At 71.9% G+C, this 15,808-nt stretch carries 14 protein-coding genes and 1 tRNA gene; 6 read left to right on the top strand and 9 right to left on the bottom strand.

What is annotated here, in order from left to right:
* Positions 1-23 precede the first annotated feature (23 nt).
* The 5 genes from AB0B97_RS28995 to AB0B97_RS28975 all read right to left on the bottom strand — a co-directional run bounded on the left by AB0B97_RS28995 (position 24) and on the right by AB0B97_RS28975 (position 5,775).
* Positions 24-3,626 (bottom strand): adenylate/guanylate cyclase domain-containing protein, encoded by a 3,603-nt coding sequence (locus AB0B97_RS28995; protein ID WP_357498110.1) that lies wholly within the window; start codon positions 3,624-3,626, stop codon positions 24-26.
* Entirely contained in the window at positions 3,623-4,453 is an 831-nt protein-coding gene (locus AB0B97_RS28990) for an MBL fold metallo-hydrolase (protein WP_357498108.1), read from the bottom strand. The genes AB0B97_RS28995 and AB0B97_RS28990 overlap by 4 nt, the downstream gene beginning before the upstream one ends.
* Positions 4,454-4,582: 129 nt before the next feature.
* Complete coding sequence (locus AB0B97_RS28985; protein ID WP_007466196.1) at positions 4,583-5,044, bottom strand: RidA family protein; 462 nt, start codon at positions 5,042-5,044, stop codon at positions 4,583-4,585.
* Positions 5,045-5,090: 46 nt separating this feature from the next.
* Positions 5,091-5,246, bottom strand: a complete 156-nt coding sequence (locus AB0B97_RS28980) for a DUF4177 domain-containing protein (protein ID WP_007466198.1) — start codon at positions 5,244-5,246, stop codon at positions 5,091-5,093.
* A gap of 43 nt (positions 5,247-5,289) precedes the next feature.
* Positions 5,290-5,775, bottom strand: coding sequence for a hypothetical protein (locus AB0B97_RS28975; RefSeq protein WP_357498106.1), 486 nt, complete (start codon positions 5,773-5,775; stop codon positions 5,290-5,292).
* A gap of 730 nt (positions 5,776-6,505) precedes the next feature.
* Here AB0B97_RS28975 and AB0B97_RS28970 point away from each other — a divergent pair.
* The 3 genes from AB0B97_RS28970 to AB0B97_RS28960 are packed head-to-tail and all read left to right on the top strand — an operon-like array spanning position 6,506 to position 9,297.
* Positions 6,506-7,087 (top strand): hypothetical protein, encoded by a 582-nt coding sequence (locus AB0B97_RS28970; protein ID WP_234583306.1) that lies wholly within the window; start codon positions 6,506-6,508, stop codon positions 7,085-7,087.
* Between the two features lie 26 nt (positions 7,088-7,113).
* Positions 7,114-8,091: an ArsA-related P-loop ATPase gene (locus tag AB0B97_RS28965; RefSeq protein WP_357498104.1), complete on the top strand. Its 978-nt coding sequence runs from the start codon at positions 7,114-7,116 to the stop codon at positions 8,089-8,091.
* A 54-nt stretch (positions 8,092-8,145) separates the two neighbouring features.
* Entirely contained in the window at positions 8,146-9,297 is a 1,152-nt protein-coding gene (locus AB0B97_RS28960; RefSeq protein ID WP_234583272.1) for an ArsA-related P-loop ATPase, read from the top strand.
* A gap of 6 nt (positions 9,298-9,303) precedes the next feature.
* On the opposite strand, the gene AB0B97_RS28955 is transcribed toward AB0B97_RS28960, so the two are convergent.
* Entirely contained in the window at positions 9,304-9,624 is a 321-nt protein-coding gene (locus AB0B97_RS28955; RefSeq protein WP_007466209.1) for a WhiB family transcriptional regulator, read from the bottom strand.
* A gap of 403 nt (positions 9,625-10,027) precedes the next feature.
* On the opposite strand from AB0B97_RS28955, the gene AB0B97_RS28950 reads away from it, so the two are divergent.
* Positions 10,028-12,457, top strand: coding sequence for a transglycosylase domain-containing protein (locus tag AB0B97_RS28950; protein ID WP_357498101.1), 2,430 nt, complete (start codon positions 10,028-10,030; stop codon positions 12,455-12,457).
* Between the two features lie 81 nt (positions 12,458-12,538).
* Here the strand turns inward: AB0B97_RS28950 and AB0B97_RS28945 are convergent, their stop codons facing one another.
* Positions 12,539-12,994 (bottom strand): GatB/YqeY domain-containing protein, encoded by a 456-nt coding sequence (locus AB0B97_RS28945; RefSeq protein WP_234583270.1) that lies wholly within the window; start codon positions 12,992-12,994, stop codon positions 12,539-12,541.
* A gap of 25 nt (positions 12,995-13,019) precedes the next feature.
* Here AB0B97_RS28945 and AB0B97_RS28940 point away from each other — a divergent pair, with 25 nt between their 5' ends.
* Positions 13,020-13,913 (top strand): metallophosphoesterase, encoded by an 894-nt coding sequence (locus AB0B97_RS28940; protein WP_357498098.1) that lies wholly within the window; start codon positions 13,020-13,022, stop codon positions 13,911-13,913.
* A 257-nt stretch (positions 13,914-14,170) separates the two neighbouring features.
* Positions 14,171-14,247 (top strand) — tRNA-Pro (locus AB0B97_RS28935).
* A gap of 56 nt (positions 14,248-14,303) precedes the next feature.
* Here the strand turns inward: AB0B97_RS28935 and AB0B97_RS28930 are convergent.
* Together AB0B97_RS28930 and AB0B97_RS28925 are read right to left on the bottom strand one after the other, a co-directional pair.
* A complete protein-coding gene (locus AB0B97_RS28930) occupies positions 14,304-15,395 on the bottom strand; it encodes a tyrosine-type recombinase/integrase (protein ID WP_357498259.1) in 1,092 nt (363 codons plus the stop codon).
* On the bottom strand, positions 15,395-15,661 hold the full coding sequence (locus tag AB0B97_RS28925; protein ID WP_357498096.1) for a helix-turn-helix domain-containing protein: 267 nt from the start codon (positions 15,659-15,661) through the stop codon (positions 15,395-15,397). The genes AB0B97_RS28930 and AB0B97_RS28925 overlap by 1 nt, the downstream gene beginning before the upstream one ends.
* Positions 15,662-15,808 lie beyond the last annotated feature (147 nt).

Below are 15,808 nucleotides of genomic sequence, written 5' to 3'. Positions count from 1 at the left end.
GGGGCCGGGTGGGTGGAGTGGGGTTAGGGGAGGGTCAGGCGGGCTTGTAGGGACTTTGCGGCTGCTCGTTCGCTGCGTTGTTCGGTGGCGTAGGCGAGGCGGACCGCCTCGTCGGCGCAGGACCGGGCTTCCGCCGAGTGGCCGCAGGCCGCCAGCGCCTCGGCGAGCACGCTCGCCGCGATCACCTGACTGCGTACGTCCTCGGCGGGCGCGGTGACCGCCCGTCTCGCCCAGTCCAGCGCCTGCTCCCGCTGACCGTGCGCGAGCAGCGCCGACGCGTACCGGGCCATGGTCTGGCGGCGGGAGAAGAGCAGCGAGGGCGCGTTGGCGGCGGCCGTCGCCACCGGGGCGAGCAGCCCGACCGCGGTCGCGGGGTCACCGGCGGCAAGCCGGGCGGTGGCCAGCAGCACCCGGGGCGCGACCTGCGCCGGCGCCTGCGGGTTGTGCGGTTCGACGGCCGTCAGCACCGCCCGGGCGGCCTGCTCGGCGGTCTCGTGGTCGCCCATGTCCAGCGCCACGAAGCCGCGCAGCGTGCCCGCCATTCCGGTGAGCAGCGGGTGCGAGGTCTGGTCGGCGTACACCAGGGCGTCGGTGAGCAGGTCGGCCGCGTGCTCCGGCTCGCCCAGTCCACGAGCGACGACGGCCCGGACGACGAGCGCGAACCCGCGACCCCAGTCGTCGGACGCGGCGGCGAACTCGCGGTACGCCCGGCGGGCCTCCCGGTCGGCCTCGGCCAGGTCGCCCAACTCGGCGGTGGCGAACGCGGCGACCGCGCGCAGCGTGCCCACCGCCCACGCCTCGCCGACCCGCTCGCCGAAGGGCAGGAAGACCTGCGCCATCCGGCACGCCTCCCGCAGCCGACCGGCGAGCAGCCGGGCGAACGCGGTGGTGCCCCGCAGCCAGGCCCGCCCGTACGGGTCCTTCAGCTCGGCGAAGAGCCGCGCGGCCCGGCCGAGGACGGCATCGGTGCCGGCGAAGTCACCCCGGGTCGTGGTCACCCAGGCCAGGTTCTGCAGCGACCAGGCCTGCCCACGCCGGTCCTGCGCGCCGAGGCTGACCTGGTACGCGGCGGCCAACCGGCTGCTCGCCTGGCTGAGCCGGCCGGCCACGAAGTCGCCCATGCCGAGCCGACGCATGGCGGACGCGCGCAGCGTGGGCAGCCCGCCGGCCGTGGCCACCTGCAACGCCTCCTGCCAGGCGGCCTCCGCCCGACCCTGGTCGCCGAGGGTCTGCTGGGCCTGCCCGGCGAGCAGCAGGGCGCTGGCACGGGTGGCTTCGTCCCCCGCGTTCGCGGCGATCTTCTCGGCGAAGGCGAGCGCGTCGGCGACCCGGCCGATCTGCAGCAGCGCACGGGCGTGCACCACCCGGTCGATCGCCGGTATCCCGTCGCGGGCCAGTTCGCTGGCGCGTTCGGCGTACTCGACGGCGAGCGCGGGCTCCCCGGCGGACAGCGACCGGCGGGCGGCCCGGCCGAGCGCGGCGATCCCGAGCGGGACCACGGCGCGGGCCGGCGCGTCCGGTCGCAGTTTCACCGCGTCGGCGAGCGTGGCGGCCCGCTGGACGTGCACGGCGACGAAGTCGTCGCGTGCCTCTTCGGTGAACCCGCCCACCGCGCCGGCCGTAGCCCCGTCGACGGGCGCCGCCCAGCGGGCCAGCGCGGCGTGCCGCTCGGCCAGTTCCGCCTTGCTCACCCCGGCGTACGCGGCCTCCCGCATGAGCGGGGTGGCGAACGCGTAGCCGGCTCGGGTGCGGTGCAGCATGCGGCGTTGCAGCAGCTCCTCGACGGCCCGGTCGAACTCCACGGCGACCACCGCCGAGGGCCTCCCGTCGCGGCCGGCCCGCTGCTCGCGCAGCGCCTCCAGCGCGCCGGTCGGCACTGTGTCACCGACCACCGCCGCGTCCCGCAGGACGGAACGGGCGTCCGGTGGCAGCGCGTCGATGCGGGCGGCGAGGACTGCCGCGAGGTCCCGGGAGAGCAGCCGGCTGCCCAGCGAACCGGGCACGAGGCGCCAGCCGGCCGGCGTGGCCGGGTCACCGTCACCGGACGCCTGCCGCTCCGCGGTCAGCGCGCCGCGTTCGATCAGCAGGGTGACCAGCTCCGCCAGGTAGAACGGGTTGCCCTGGGCGGTGGCGAGCAGCCGATCCGCGTCGGCCGGTGGCAGCTTCCCTCCGCCGAGGTAGCTGGTGAGCAGCCGGGCGGCGTCGGCGCCGCGCAGCGGCGGCAGGGAGTGCACCTCGGCGTCCGCGACGCGGGTCAGCGCGCCGGCGGTACGGACCAGCTCGGGGCGGCCGAGCAGCAGCACGAGCACCGGACCGGTGAGTCGGGAGAGCGCCAACCCGAGAGCGCGGATGGTCTCGGGGGTGGCGTCGTGCAGGTCGTCCACCACGATGACCAGGGGCGCCTCCGAGGCGAGCCCGCTGAGCAGGTCGGCGACCGCGTTCGGCACCGCCTCGGCATCGGCGGGCGAGGCGGTGGAGCTGCCCCACTCGCCGTTGTCGGCACCGCCGTGCGCGGGCAGTTCGGCGTAACCGAGCAGGGCGAGCAGCTGGTCGGTGGCGATCGGGGGCGACTCGCCGCCGGAGCGGGCGAGCCGCTGACCGAGCCGGCGCAGCCGCTCCTCCACAGCCGGCCGGGTCAGCGCGGTTGCCGCATCACTGGGCAGACCGACCGCGGCGCGGACCAGGTCTGCCAACGGCGCGAGCCTGCGTCGCTCACCGAAGGCGGCGCAACGCACCGAGAGCACCCGGGCGCCGGTGTGCGCGGCGTACCGGCCGGCGCCCACGTCGTACCCGGCGGCGAGACGCTCGACCTCGGCGGCGAACCGGGACTTGCCGATGCCCGCCTCGGCGGTCATCAGCAGCACCCGCGGGTCGCCTTGGTCGATCACCTCGGCGAGTCGGCCGGCGACCCGACCGATCTCGGTCTCCCGGCCCACGTAGGGCGCCTCGTCGCCGAGACCCGACCGGGTGCCCGGCGCGTCCAGCAGGCCCAGCAGCTCGTACGCCTCGACCGGCTCGCGCTTGCCCTTGAGCCGGAGCGGGCGCAGCGCCCGCCAGGAGGCGACGTGCCGGGTCGCTGCGGCGGTCCGCCCGCCGGCGTAGACCGCGCCGACAGCGGCGGCGTCGGCCAACCGGGCGGCGGTGTTCACCGTGTCGCCGATGACCGTGTATTCGATGGCCGCCTGGATGCCGGCGATGACGTCGCCGGTGTTCAGGCCGACCCGCAGGCCGAGCGGTGCGCCGCCGCCGCGCTCGTCGTCGAGCACCCGGCGGACGGCCCGCTGCATGGACAGGGCGGCCCGCATGGCCCGCTCGGCGTCGTCCTCGTGCGCCACCGGCGCCCCGAAGACCGCCATGATCCCGTCGCCGGTCAGCTTGTCGACGTGCCCGCCGAACGTCTTCACCGCCCCCGCGAGGGAGGCGAGCACCCGGTCGGTGACCGCGCCGACCCGTTCCGGGTCGAGGTCCTCCGACCAGGACGTGAATTCCGAGAGGTCACCGAAGAGCACGGTGACGACCCGACGCTCGGCCGCCGGCAACGTGGCGGCGGCCGGCAGCGCGGCACCGCAGTTGTGGCAGAACCGTGCGCCGGGGACAGCGACAGTTCCGCACACCGGGCAGGTCACATGTGCTCCAACCCACTGACCCCAGGCGCAGATTCCCCGGTGTCGACGCCCAGATACTCCAACTGGGCACGGACCGACCATTCCGCAGCCCACCAGAGCGAGCGGTCCACGTCGGCGTAGACCGCCGCGACCACGTCCGCGGGTGTCCGCGCGCCGGCGGCGACCGCCGCGCGGACCTGGTCGAGCCGGGCCCGGCGGTGGGCAAGATAGAAGGTGGCTGCGGCGGCGCAGTCGGCCAGCGCCGGGCCGTGCCCGGGCAGCGCCGGGATTCCGGCGTACGCGGACAGCAGCTCCAGGCTGCTCAGGTAGTCGCCGAGGTGCCCGTCGGGATGGGCCACCACCGTGGTGCCGCGGCCGAGGATAGTGTCACCGGTGAGCACCGCGCGTTCGTCGCCGTGCTCGACCAGGAAGCAGACCGAGTCGGCGGTGTGCCCCGGGGTGGCCAGCAGCCGGATGCCCAGGCCGAAGCCGCCCAGGTGCGCGTCGGTCAGGGGCGTGCCGCCGATGGCGTGCGCCGGGTCGACGGCGAGGACGTGCACCCCGCCGAGCAGTTTGCTGAGCCGGGCGGCGCCCTCGGTGTGGTCGGGGTGGCCGTGCGTGATCAGGATCAGCCCGATCGGGCCGTGTGCGGCGATCGCCGCCAGGTGTCCCTCGTCGGCCGGCCCGGGGTCGACGACCACCGCCGGGTCACCCGGTGCCGCGCGCAGCAGCCAGGTGTTGGTGCCGTCGAGGGTCATCGGGCCGGGGTTCGGCGCGCGCAGCAGTGTCACCCAGCTCGGCAGCCTGTCGGCCAGCGCCGCAGTCGCCCCCGTCACGTGCCCGCTCATGGCTGCGATCGTACGACCCTGCCCGCCACGTCCCGCGATCATGCACGTCCGGCCCCTGATTCGTCCCTGTTCAGGGCTTTCCTCCGGGCCAGCGGCGCATGATCGCGGGACGGTGGCGGTGCGGTCAGGTCAGGCGACCTCGACGATCAGTTCGATCTCCACCGGGGCGTCCAGGGGCAGCTCGGCCACCCCGACGGCGCTGCGGGCGTGGCGACCGGCCTCGCCGAAGACGGTGCCGAACAGGTCGGAGGCGCCGTTGATCACGGCGGGCTGACCGATGAAGCCGGGGGCCGACGCCACGAACCCGGTCAGCTTGACCACCTTGACCACGTTCTCCAGGCCGACCAACGAGTCGACAGCGGCCAGCGCGTTGAGCGCGCACCGCTGGGCCAGGTCCTTCGCCTGCTCGGCGGAGATGCCGGCGCCGACCTTGCCGGTCGCCAGCAGCTTGCCCTCGGCGATCGGCAGCTGGCCGGAGACGTACACGTGCTGCCCGGACTGCACTGCCGGCACGTAGCTGGCCACCGGCGGCACCACGTCGGGCAGTTCGAGGCCCAGCTCGGCGAGCTTCGCGTGGGGACCGTTGCTCATCGCGTCACCCCGTGGCCCGCGACCGCGGTGCCGCGCCGCGCCGCGCTCACGCCTTGGGCCGCTTCAGGTACGCCACCAGCTGGTCGGGGTTGGGGCCGGGGACCACGGCGACGAGTTCCCACCCGTCCTCACCCCAGTTGTCGAGGATCTGCTTGGTCGCGTGGACCAGCAGAGGGACCGTGGAGTATTCCCACTTCTGCATCGCTGGAGGGCTCCCTCGTGGTGCGGACTTCGTCGGGCACAGCCTACGGTCCGCTGGCCGGACGAGGCGCGGGACGCTGCTCCGGCGCGGTCGGCAGCTCTCCACAGGGGCCCTCGTGCTCGTACCCCTGGGGGCAGCGCGACCGGTCGGGCAGCAGCAGGTCGCAGAAAACCCGGTGGCGGTTGTTCTGGTCGTCGGCGTTGGACACGGTGGTCTCGCCGGCGTCCAGCTCCGGCAGGAAGCCCAGCGACTCCGCGACGCGACCGGCCAGCACGGTCGCCGAGGCCAGGTCGGGCACCCGGATCGGCAGGTGGATGACGAACCCGGGCTCGTCGTCGTCCCGCAGCCGCTCGACGGGCTGGCTCGACATCCGGATCACTTCCGGGGGCTCCGGAACCCGACGGTACGACCGCTCGTTGATGGGCAGGCTGCCCAACGGCCCGCCGGCCACCTCGCCCACGGATGCGGGCCGGCGTTGCCGTTCGTTCGTCGGGAATTGGGTGCGAGGGATGTTGTCCGCGTCGCGCATGAACTGCCTCCGGTCGTACCTCTCGGACCACGCTTCCGGCCCGGACCATTCATCCGTTCCGGCCCCCCCGCCCGGACGAAGGTAGGTCTCCGGCGGCGGTCCCGCCAACAGGACGCGCACGATCAGTCACCGAGAGTCACATATGTGACAGATGTCGGGCAGGAATCCCGACTGCGAGTGATCTCACCGTCTGCGTGATGCACGCCATGCCCACACACCGCGCGATAGGGGCGACACCGAACCGTCGGCTGGCCGCTACCCTTCCGGTCGGACGGTCGCACAGCGCCCGGCCGCCCGCTCGATCTCGCTCGGCGCCAGGGGTGGCGGCCGGGCGCCGCACCCCCGGGGGAACGAGATGACCCAACCGCCCAGCGGCGACCAGGCCGGCCCGCGCGCTCTTCCGTCGGCGACCCCGGATTCCGCCGGTCAACCCGAGAAGACGGCAATCCCCGCACAGCCCGACCCGACGGCTTCCGGCCAGCCGGATCCGACGTCCGCCGGCCAGCCGATCCCCGGGCAACCCGACCCGCGCACCCCCGTGGGCGAGCCCGAAGCGGCGACAGTCACTTCACCCGGCCCGGTCGCCCAGCCCGCACTTCCCGCCCCGGCCGCCCCTTCCGGCTCGGCGGTCCCGTCCGGCCCGTCCGCCCAGCCAGGCCAGCTCGCCCTTCCGGGGCAGCCCGCTCTGCCCGGGCAGCCCGCGCCGGGGGGATTCCCCGCGCAGCCGGGCGTGCCGACCCAGCCCGGCCCGCCCGCTGGCCTTCCGCAGACCGATGTTCCGACCGGCACGCCGCAGTCTCCCGGCGCCCCGGGCGCGTTCCCGCCGCCCCCGCCCGGCTACCCGCCGTACCAGGGCACTGCCGAGCCGAAGAAGAAGCGCGGTCTGCTGATCGCGGCAATCGCGCTGGTCGTGATCATGGTGCTCTGCGTGGGCGGCGGCGTCGTGGCGTTCCTGACCCTGCGCAACGCCGAGTCCGGCGAGGGCGCGAAGGAGCCGGCGGTCGCCGTCGACGAGTTCCTCACGGCCGTGTACAAGGACCGGGACGCGACCAAGGCCGCCAAGCACGTCTGCGCTGCCTCCCGGGACGACAAGAAGATCGCGGCGAAGGTGGCCGAGGTGCAGAAGTACGCGTCCGAGTACCAGAACCCCCGGTTCAAGTGGGCCACCCCGAAGGTCGACAACCAGACCGGCGACCGGGCCACCGTCTCCACCCGCATCACCATGACCACCGCCGACGAGAAGGTGGCCGACCAGGACCTGCGCTTCACTGTGGTGCAGAAGACGGGTTGGTGGGTCTGCGAGGTCGCCTGACCGGCGAGCCTGGATAGGCTCGACGGGTGCGTGCAGCTGAGCGGCCGTCCGACCCGGCCGGTACCGGATGGTCGGCCCGCCTCCACGTGGTGACCGGCAAGGGCGGCACCGGCAAGACCAGCGTGGCCGCGGCGCTGGCCCTGGCGCTGGCCGCCGGTGGCCGGCGCACCCTGCTGGTGGAGGTGGAGGGCCGGCAGGGCATCGCCCAGCTCTTCGGCATCGACCCGCTGCCGTACGAGGAGCGTCGCCTCGCCGACGCACCGGACGGCGGTGAGGTGCGCGCGCTCGCGGTGGACGCCGAGGAGGCGTTGCTCGAATACCTGGACATGTTCTACAAGCTGGGCGCCGCGGGCCGGGCCCTGCGCAAGCTCGGCGCCATCGACTTCGCCACGACCATCGCCCCGGGCCTGCGTGACGTGCTGCTCACCGGCAAGGTGAAGGAGGCCACCACCCGCACCACGGGGCAGCGACGCGCGTACGACGCGGTAGTGCTGGATGCGCCGCCCACCGGTCGGATCGGCCGCTTCCTCAACGTCACTGCGGAGACGGCGCGGCTCGCCAAGGTCGGCCCGATCAAGACCCAGAGCGAGGGGGTGTCCGCGCTGCTGCGCTCCCCGATGACCGCCGTCCACGTGGTCACGCTGCTGGAGGAGATGCCGGTGCAGGAGACGGTGGACGCCATCGCCGACCTGACCGCGCTCGGCTTCGGCATCGGGAAGGTGATCGTCAACGGCGCCCGGCCTCCACTGCCGGCCGGCCCGGCGGTCACCGCCGCGGAACTCCGGCGCGGTCTGGTCGCCGCCGGGCTGCCTGCCGATCAGGACATCGTGGCCGGGTTGCACGACGAGGCGCGAGACCAGCTCATCCGGCGCGAACTGGAGGATTCGCTCCGCGCCGACCTGGTGGAGTTGGGGCTGCCGATGATCGAGCTGCCATTGCTGCCCGACGGGGTGGACCGGGCGGGCCTCACGGCACTGGCCCGTGCCCTCGTCAGCGCCGATTGACTCACACCTGAGCTCAGCACGGGCGCATGGACCGACGCGGCCCGATACGCTCGATTGGTGCCTTCCGAAGACGCGGCGCCGCAGCTGGACGTCGACCAGATCCTCGCCGACCCGGGCGTGCGGATCGTCGTGTGCTGCGGTGCCGGCGGGGTGGGTAAGACGACCACGGCCGCGGCGCTGGCGCTGCGGGCCGCCGAACACCACGGCCGGCGCACGGTGGTGCTCACCATCGACCCGGCCCGCCGGCTGGCCCAGTCACTGGGCCTGACCGAGCTGGACAACACACCCCGCCAGGTCAAGGGCATCGACGTCGAGGCCAGCGGCGGTGAGCTGCACGCCATGATGCTGGACATGAAGCGCACCTTCGACGACGTGGTGCTCCAGCACACCGACCCGGCGAAGGCCGCGGAGATCTTCGCGAACCCGTTCTACCAGGCGATGAGTTCGACGTTCGCCGGCACGCAGGAATACATGGCGATGGAGAAGCTGGGCCAGCTGCACGCCCGGGGCGAGTGGGACCTCATCGTGGTGGACACGCCGCCGTCCCGCTCCGCGCTGGACTTCCTGGACGCGCCGGCCCGGCTGTCCCGCTTCCTCGACGGCCGGATGCTGCGCCTGCTGCTGGCACCGGCGCGCAGCGGCGGACGGAGCATGTTCAACCTGGTCACGGCCTCGTTCGGGATGTTCTCGAAGGTGGTGCAGAAGGTGCTCGGCGCGCAGCTGCTCACCGACCTGTCCGGCTTCGTGGCCGCGCTCGACTCGATGTTCGGGGGTTTCCGGCAACGGGCGGAGCAGACGTACCGCATCCTGCAGGCGCGGGAGACGGCCTTCGTGCTGGTCGCGGCGCCGGAGCCGGACGCGGTCCGGGAGGCCGCCTATTTCGCGGGCCGGCTGCGGGAGGAGAAGATGCCCCTGGCCGGCCTGGTGCTCAACCGCGTGCACCGACCGGCGGTCCCGGAGCTGGACGCCGAGCAGAGTCGGGCCGCCGCGGAGCGGCTGGCCGAGCTGGGTGGGCACGAGGCCACCGCCGACGTGCTGCGGGCGCACGCCGCGCTGGCCCGTCAGGCGGTACGCGAGCAGCAGGTCGCCGCGCGGTTCACCGAGGCGTTCCCGGCGGTGCCGGCGGTGTCGGTGACGGCGCAGCCCGCCGACGTGCACGACGTCGACGGGCTGCGGACGATCGGCGCGGCGATCAGCCGGTCGTGACCGGCGTCAGGTGGCCGCGCTGACGAGGATCTTGTCCTTGCCAGCCTTGTCCTTGCTGTTCTTCTTCATCGCTGCCTCGAACATCTTGCGCCAGCTCGTCACCTGGGGGTGACGACGCAGCAACGCCCGGCGTTCGCGTTCGGTCATACCGCCCCACACACCGAACTCGATCCGGTTGTCCAGCGCGTCGGCCAGGCACTCGTACCGAACTGGGCAGCTCCGGCAGATCCGCTTCGCCACGTTCTGTTCGGCGCCCTGTACGAACAACGCGTCCGGGTCCCCGTTCTGACACGCCGCCAGCGACGGCCAGTCAGTGATCATGCCCATGTGTACACGTCCCCCCTTGCAGTACCTACCGACCTCGTTGCACGGCAGCCGGCAATTTCCCCCCGGTCGCCCGGCCGCCTTCCCCAAGGCGGTGCGGACGACATGTGGCGCTGTCGCCGCCATCATCATGCTCTGTAGTCGACTGATTACGCAACGTTGTCGGCGAAATCCATCATTCCGGACACTCCCGGCTTCCCGGGCTCTCGACCGCCGGTTACCCCGCCGAGGTCGGCGAAAACGCTGCGGAGCCTCCGCCAAACGGTGGAGACTCGCGCCAGGTCACACGCAACCTCGTACGGGGGGTCATGCGTTTAGCACAACGAGGGCAGCGCACGCAGGAAATGGGGAAAGACGCCCAGGCGGCCCTCGTTCCCTACTCGCGTACCATGCCGAGGTGACCTGGATGCGGAAACGTGACCACAATGTGCTGACCAACGCCGCATCGCTGCTCATATGTGGCCTGTTGGCTGGCGTGGTGGTCGCTGCGGCGGCCTTCCCCGCGGTGGCGATGTCCGGCTTGGCCGCCAAGGCCGGGGCAGAGACATTCGGCAACCTGCCGACAGAGCTGACGGTGGCCCGCGCGCCACAGATCAGCTATCTGCTGGCGTCGGACGGCAAGACGCCGCTCGCGACGATGTACGACGAGAACCGTCGCGACGTGAAGCTCGCCGACATCTCGCCGTACATGATCAAGGCCATCATCGCGGCCGAGGATCACGACTTCTACAAGCACAACGGCGTCGACATCAACGGTGTCGCCCGCGCGTTCGTCAACAACCAGAGCGAGGGCTCCGGGCGCCAGGGCGCCTCGACGCTGACCATGCAGTACGTCCGGCTGGCCATCGCCTACTCGGCCACCCACCCGGCCGACGTGGTCGCCGCGACCGAGGACACCAGCGCCCGCAAGCTCCGCGAGATGCGGCTGGCCCTGCAGGTCGACAAGGAGTTCTCCAAGGACGAGATCCTGACCCGCTACCTCAACCTCGCCTCGTTCGGCAACGGCGCGTACGGCATCTACGCCGCCAGCCAGGTCTACTTCGGCAAGCCGCCGAGCAAGCTGAAGATCGAGGAAGCCGCGCTGCTGGCCGGCATGGTGAAGGCCCCGACGACGAACGACCCGACCACCAAGAGCGGCTACCCGCTGGCGCTGGACCGTCGTAACTACGTCATCCAGAACATGGTCGACACCAAGGCCATCACCCAGCAGGAGGCCGACGCCGCCAAGGCGGTCAAGCTGAAGGTGCAGGACAAGCGCACCCCGAACGGCTGCGTCGCCACCAACGTCAACAGCTGGGGCTTCTTCTGCGACTACTTCTACCGCTGGTGGATGCAGCAGGAGACGTTCGGTTCGACCTCGTACGACCGTGAGCGGCGACTGAAGAGTGGCGGCTACACCGTCGTGACCTCGATCGACGTCCAGGCACAGAAGGGCGCCGACGCGGCGGTCCGCCGGGCCAAGAAGGAGACCAGCAAGGAAGCCGCCATGGTCGCCGTGGTGGAGCCGGGCACCGGCCGGGTGCGGGCGCTCGCGGTCAACCGGCAGTTCAAGTTGGACGATCCGAAGAGCCCGAAGAACAAGATCTCCAGCGACCCGGCGAAGAGCAAGCGCGGCATCAAGGGCAACTACCCGGCGACGGTCAACCCGCTGCTCACCGGCGGCGACGGCATCGCCGGCTACCAGGCCGGCTCGACGTTCAAGATCTTCACGATCGTCGCCGCCCTGGAGAAGGGCATCCCCCTCAGTTATTCGTTCAACGCGCCGCAGCAGTTCAAGTCGGAATACATCATCGACAGCAACAGCCCTGCCGCCTGCTCCGGCACCCACTTCTACTGCCCGACCAACTCGGGCAAGAAGGCCGGCGGCGTGCAGAACATGTGGAGCGCCTTCGCCCAGTCGATCAACACCTACTTCGTGCCGCTTCAGCAGCAGGTCGGCGCGGAGAACGTGGTCGACGTCGCCAAGCGGGCCGGCATCCAGTTCCGGGCCAGCAACGACGCCAAGTTCGCCGCCACCAAGGACTCGGCCCACCAGTGGGGCGCCTTCACCCTCGGCGTCTCCTCCACCACTCCGCTGGACCTGGCCAACGCGTACGCGACGCTCGCGGCGGACGGCAAGTACTGCGAGCCGATCCCGGTGCAGGAGATCCGCGACCCCGAGGGCAAGAAGCTGGACATCGCCAACCCGCGCTGCGAGAAGCGGTTCAGCACCGACGTGGCCCGCGCCGCCGTGGACGCCGCCCGCTGCCCGGTCGGCGACAACTCCAAGACCAGCAAGTGCGGCAGCAGCCGTACGGCCGGCGTCGTGAAGGGCATCGTCGACGCGCCGGTGGCCGGCAAGTCCGGCACCACCGACTCCGAGAAGACCGCCGCCCTGGTCGCGATGACCAAGCAGTACGCGGTGGCCGGCATCATGGCCGACCCGGACTGGCCGCAGACAAACGTCAAGATGAAGCACGCCGAGAAGGACGGCATCAACCCGCCGGTGTACGAGACGCTGCGAGACGCCATGAAGGGCAAGCCGCGGATCAACTTCGAGCCACCCGGCCAGAAGATCTCCGAGGGTGACCAGCGCAGCATCCCGGACGTGAAGTGCCAGCCGGTGGAGACCGCCAAGTCCCGGATCAAGGGCGCGGGCTTCGAGCCGATCGTCTCCCAGACGAAGGTGACCTCCCCCTGCCCGGCGGGCACCGCCGCCGGTACCAACCCGGACGGGCGCACCATCAAGGGCGGCCCCGTCACCATCGAGATCAGCACCGGCGGCGGCGCCGCCGGCACGCCGCCGGCCAAGAAGCCGGGGCAGCCCGGCAACCCGCCAGGCCGCCCGGGCGGCTGATCAGCAGCAGTACGCACGAACGGGCGGGCACCCTCTGTGGGGGTGACCGCCCGTTCGCATGTCCGGACTGGGCGCTGGGGATCAGAGCCCGAGCTGTCGGCGTACCTCGGCGGCGACCCGACCACCCTCGGCCTGGCCGGCCACCGCGGCCTGGGCCGCCTTCATGGCCGGGCCCATCTGGGCCTTGCCGGTGAAGCCGCCCGCGGCGAGCGCCCCCGCGACCAGCTCGGTCAGCTCGGCGTCCGAGAGCTGCTTGGGCAGGTAGCGGTCCAGCACCTCACCCTCGGCGGTCTCCTTCGCGGCCTGCTCGGCGCGGCCCGCGTCGGCGAAGGCGGTGGCCGCCTCCCGACGTTTCTTGGCCTCCTTGGTCAGCACCGCGAGCACCTCGTCATCGGTGAGCTCGCGCTTGGCCTTGCCGGCGACCTCGGCATTGCCCACGGCGGCCAGGGCCATCCGCAGCGTGGAGGTGGTCAGCTCGTCGCGCGCCTTGAGCGCGGAACGCATGTCGGCGGTGAGGCGGTCCTTCAGCGTGCTCATGGACGGTCAAACTACCCTGAACGCCATGCGAAAGCGCACACTATTCCGCCTCGCCGCCGGAACCGCAGCGGTCGGCGCGACCACACTCGCGTACGCGTCGCTCGTCGAGCGCAACATGTTCACCCTCCGGCGGTACGACGTGCCGACGCTGCCGGCCGACGCGGAGCCGCTGCGCGTGCTGCACCTGTCGGACCTGCACATGATGCCCGACCAGGCGCGCAAGCAGCGCTGGGTGGCGTCGCTGGCCGCCCTCGACCCGGACCTGGTCGTGGTCACCGGCGACAACATGGCGCACCCGGGCGCGGTGCCGGGCGTGCTGCGGGCGCTGCAACCGCTGCTCGACTACCCGGGCGCGTTCGTGTTCGGCTCCAACGACTACACCGGGCCGGTGCTGAAGAACCCGTTCACCTACTTCCTGCCTGACCGGGAGTACACCGAGGGCGTCGACCTGCCCTACGAGGAACTGCGCCAGGTGTTCACCGGCGCCGGCTGGGCCGACCTCAACAACGCCCGGACCACCCTCAAGGCCGGCGGCCGGGAAGTGGACCTCGTGGGCGTCGACGACCCGCACATCGACCGGGACGACTACCCTGTCGTCTCCGGCCGCGTCTCGTCCTCTGCCGATCTGTCCATCGCCGTGACACACTCCCCCGAGCCACGGGTGCTCGACCAGATGGCCGCCGACGGCTTCGGCCTGCTGCTGGCCGGGCACACCCACGGCGGCCAGGTCTGCGTCCCGGGGTACGGGGCGCTGGTGACCAACTGCGGCCTGCCCCGCTCGATGGCACGTGGCCTGCACCGGTGGCCGGGATCGGACTCCTGGCTGCACGTCTCCGCCGGCCTCGGCACCCACCCGACCGCACCGATCCGCTTCGCCTGCCCCCCGGAGGCCAGCATCCTGACCCTCATCCCCCGCTGACCTGTCCCGCCGCGCCTCCCCGACCGCCCCCGACCACCCGCCCCGCCGTCGCCCCGCCCTCGTCCCCGCCGTCGCCCCGCCGCGCCCCAAGATCCGCGCAGTATCGGGGATGTTGCTGCCTCGCCGTGCCGCAAGGCAGCAACATCGGGGAAGTTGCGCGGATCTTGGCGGCTGCGGGCGTGATTCGGCCGGGTCGGGCGGCGGGGGTACCGAGTTTGACCATCGGAGCGGGTGGGCTACTATTTGTCGGCACGCCTCGGGGTGTGGCGCAGCTTGGTAGCGCGCTTCGTTCGGGACGAAGAGGTCGTCGGTTCGAATCCGGCCACCCCGACCAGAGGTAACAGCAGGTCAAGGCCCCTCCACGGAGGGGTCTTGATTCGTTTTCAGGGCTTATCGCTCATCCTGAGGCAGCGAGAAGGCAGCGAATGACGCGAGCACCCTGCGATCGCGGTCGCGGGTCGAGTGCGTGTAGCGGTCTAGGGTCGTGGACGTCTGCTCGTGTCCCATCACCTTGGCAACGTCATTGATCGGCACGCCATCGGAGACGAGCCAGGTCGCATACGAGTGCCGCAGGTCGTGAAACCGGAGCGCGAGGGGCAGCCCGGCCCGTTGCAGCGAAGGCTTCCAGATCCGCGCCCGGAAGGTGCCGCGCTTGAGCGGTTCGCCGGTCCGGGCAACGAAGATCAGATCTTCGGCGCCGGTCTCGAAGGACTGCCGGTGGTCGGCCAGCGCCTGGACCACGAAGGGCGGCAGCGGCACATTCCGCCGGCCAGCTCGTGACTTCGGGTAGGGCTTAAGCGTGACGTGCCCTGACACCTCCTCCGCGACCCGCACCACCCGGAGCAAGCCCGCGGCCAGGTCCACGGCATCCCAGCGGAGTCCCGCGCACTCACCCCAGCGGAGGCCGGTGCCAGCCGCGACGGCGACCAGGGCGCGATACCGGTCCGGGACGGCGGGGAGAAGCCTGTCGAACAGATCCGCGCGGGAGATGACCAGTTCGTCGGTGTCCATGCGCCGCCGGGGCGGGAGACGGACGCCCTCGCAGGGGTTGAAGCCGATGAGCCGGTCACGAACCGCCGATCGGAGCACGCCTGACGTGAGCCGATAGCACTCGCGGACCGTAGCTGGCGACAGCCGCTCCCCCAGCTTGGTCACCCACTCCTGCACGGCCGAGTGTTCGATCTTCGCCAGCGGCACCGCACCCCAACGCGGCACGACGTGGTTTCGCATGATCGAGGCATCGCGGGCAGCAGTCGCCTTCTCGTCGTTGCGATTGCTCAGCCAGCGTTGCGCGTAGTCAGCGAAGCGGAGCCGGCCGGCATCGGGAGCGACGTACGTTCCGCGGTTGAGCGCCGACTCGACTTCGGCCAGGAAGGCATTGGCCTCCTTCTTGGTGCGGAACGTCTTTGATCGCTGCTTGCCGGCCGGATCACGCCAGCACGCCCGGTGGCGCCCAACGGGAGTCTTACGAACGAAGCCCATCAGGCCCACCCCTCCGATGCTCGGTTGTCCTGCTCGTTGGCTTCGTTGAGCCAGTCGTGGAATCTCTTCTTGGGGATGACCCAGCGCCCGCCGAGCTTGCGGGCGGGTATCTCTCCCTCGCGGACCAGGGCGTAGGTGCTGCCCAGGGAGAGCGAGAGCAGTCGGGCGACCTCGCGGACGGAGTAGACGGCGCGGTTGTCACTAGTGCGCAGGGTCCGACCGGGCAGATCCGGACGGGTGGCGGTGGGGATGGTGACGTGTTCCATTGCTCCTCCGGTCAGGACGTGGGGTGGTCGACGGTGGTCGGGGCGGCGGTGGCAGCGCGGTCTCTCGCGGCCAGGAGCGCGGCCTTCCACTGCGCCCGTTGGGACAGGGCGCGCAGGAGCCGGTGTTGCAGGGGTGGGATGTCCGGG

It is taken from the genome of Micromonospora sp. NPDC049004 (assembly GCF_040649315.1).
Lineage (GTDB): Bacteria > Actinomycetota > Actinomycetes > Mycobacteriales > Micromonosporaceae > Micromonospora.
Note: the sequence above shows the minus strand (reverse complement) of the source record. Positions and strands in the feature narration are given on the sequence as shown.

Coding starts and splice junctions, on each gene's coding strand:
- AB0B97_RS28980 (WP_007466198.1), bottom strand. CDS start 5,246: ATGCAGAAGTGGGAATACTCCACGGTCCCTCTGCTGGTCCACGCGACC.
- AB0B97_RS28985 (WP_007466196.1), bottom strand. CDS start 5,044: ATGAGCAACGGTCCCCACGCGAAGCTCGCCGAGCTGGGCCTCGAACTG.
- AB0B97_RS28940 (WP_357498098.1), top strand. CDS start 13,020: ATGCGAAAGCGCACACTATTCCGCCTCGCCGCCGGAACCGCAGCGGTC.
- AB0B97_RS28930 (WP_357498259.1), bottom strand. CDS start 15,395: ATGGGCTTCGTTCGTAAGACTCCCGTTGGGCGCCACCGGGCGTGCTGG.
- AB0B97_RS28955 (WP_007466209.1), bottom strand. CDS start 9,624: ATGGGCATGATCACTGACTGGCCGTCGCTGGCGGCGTGTCAGAACGGG.
- AB0B97_RS28990 (WP_357498108.1), bottom strand. CDS start 4,453: ATGAGCGGGCACGTGACGGGGGCGACTGCGGCGCTGGCCGACAGGCTG.
- AB0B97_RS28945 (WP_234583270.1), bottom strand. CDS start 12,994: ATGAGCACGCTGAAGGACCGCCTCACCGCCGACATGCGTTCCGCGCTC.
- AB0B97_RS28925 (WP_357498096.1), bottom strand. CDS start 15,661: ATGGAACACGTCACCATCCCCACCGCCACCCGTCCGGATCTGCCCGGT.
- AB0B97_RS28950 (WP_357498101.1), top strand. CDS start 10,028: ATGCGGAAACGTGACCACAATGTGCTGACCAACGCCGCATCGCTGCTC.
- AB0B97_RS28975 (WP_357498106.1), bottom strand. CDS start 5,775: ATGCGCGACGCGGACAACATCCCTCGCACCCAATTCCCGACGAACGAA.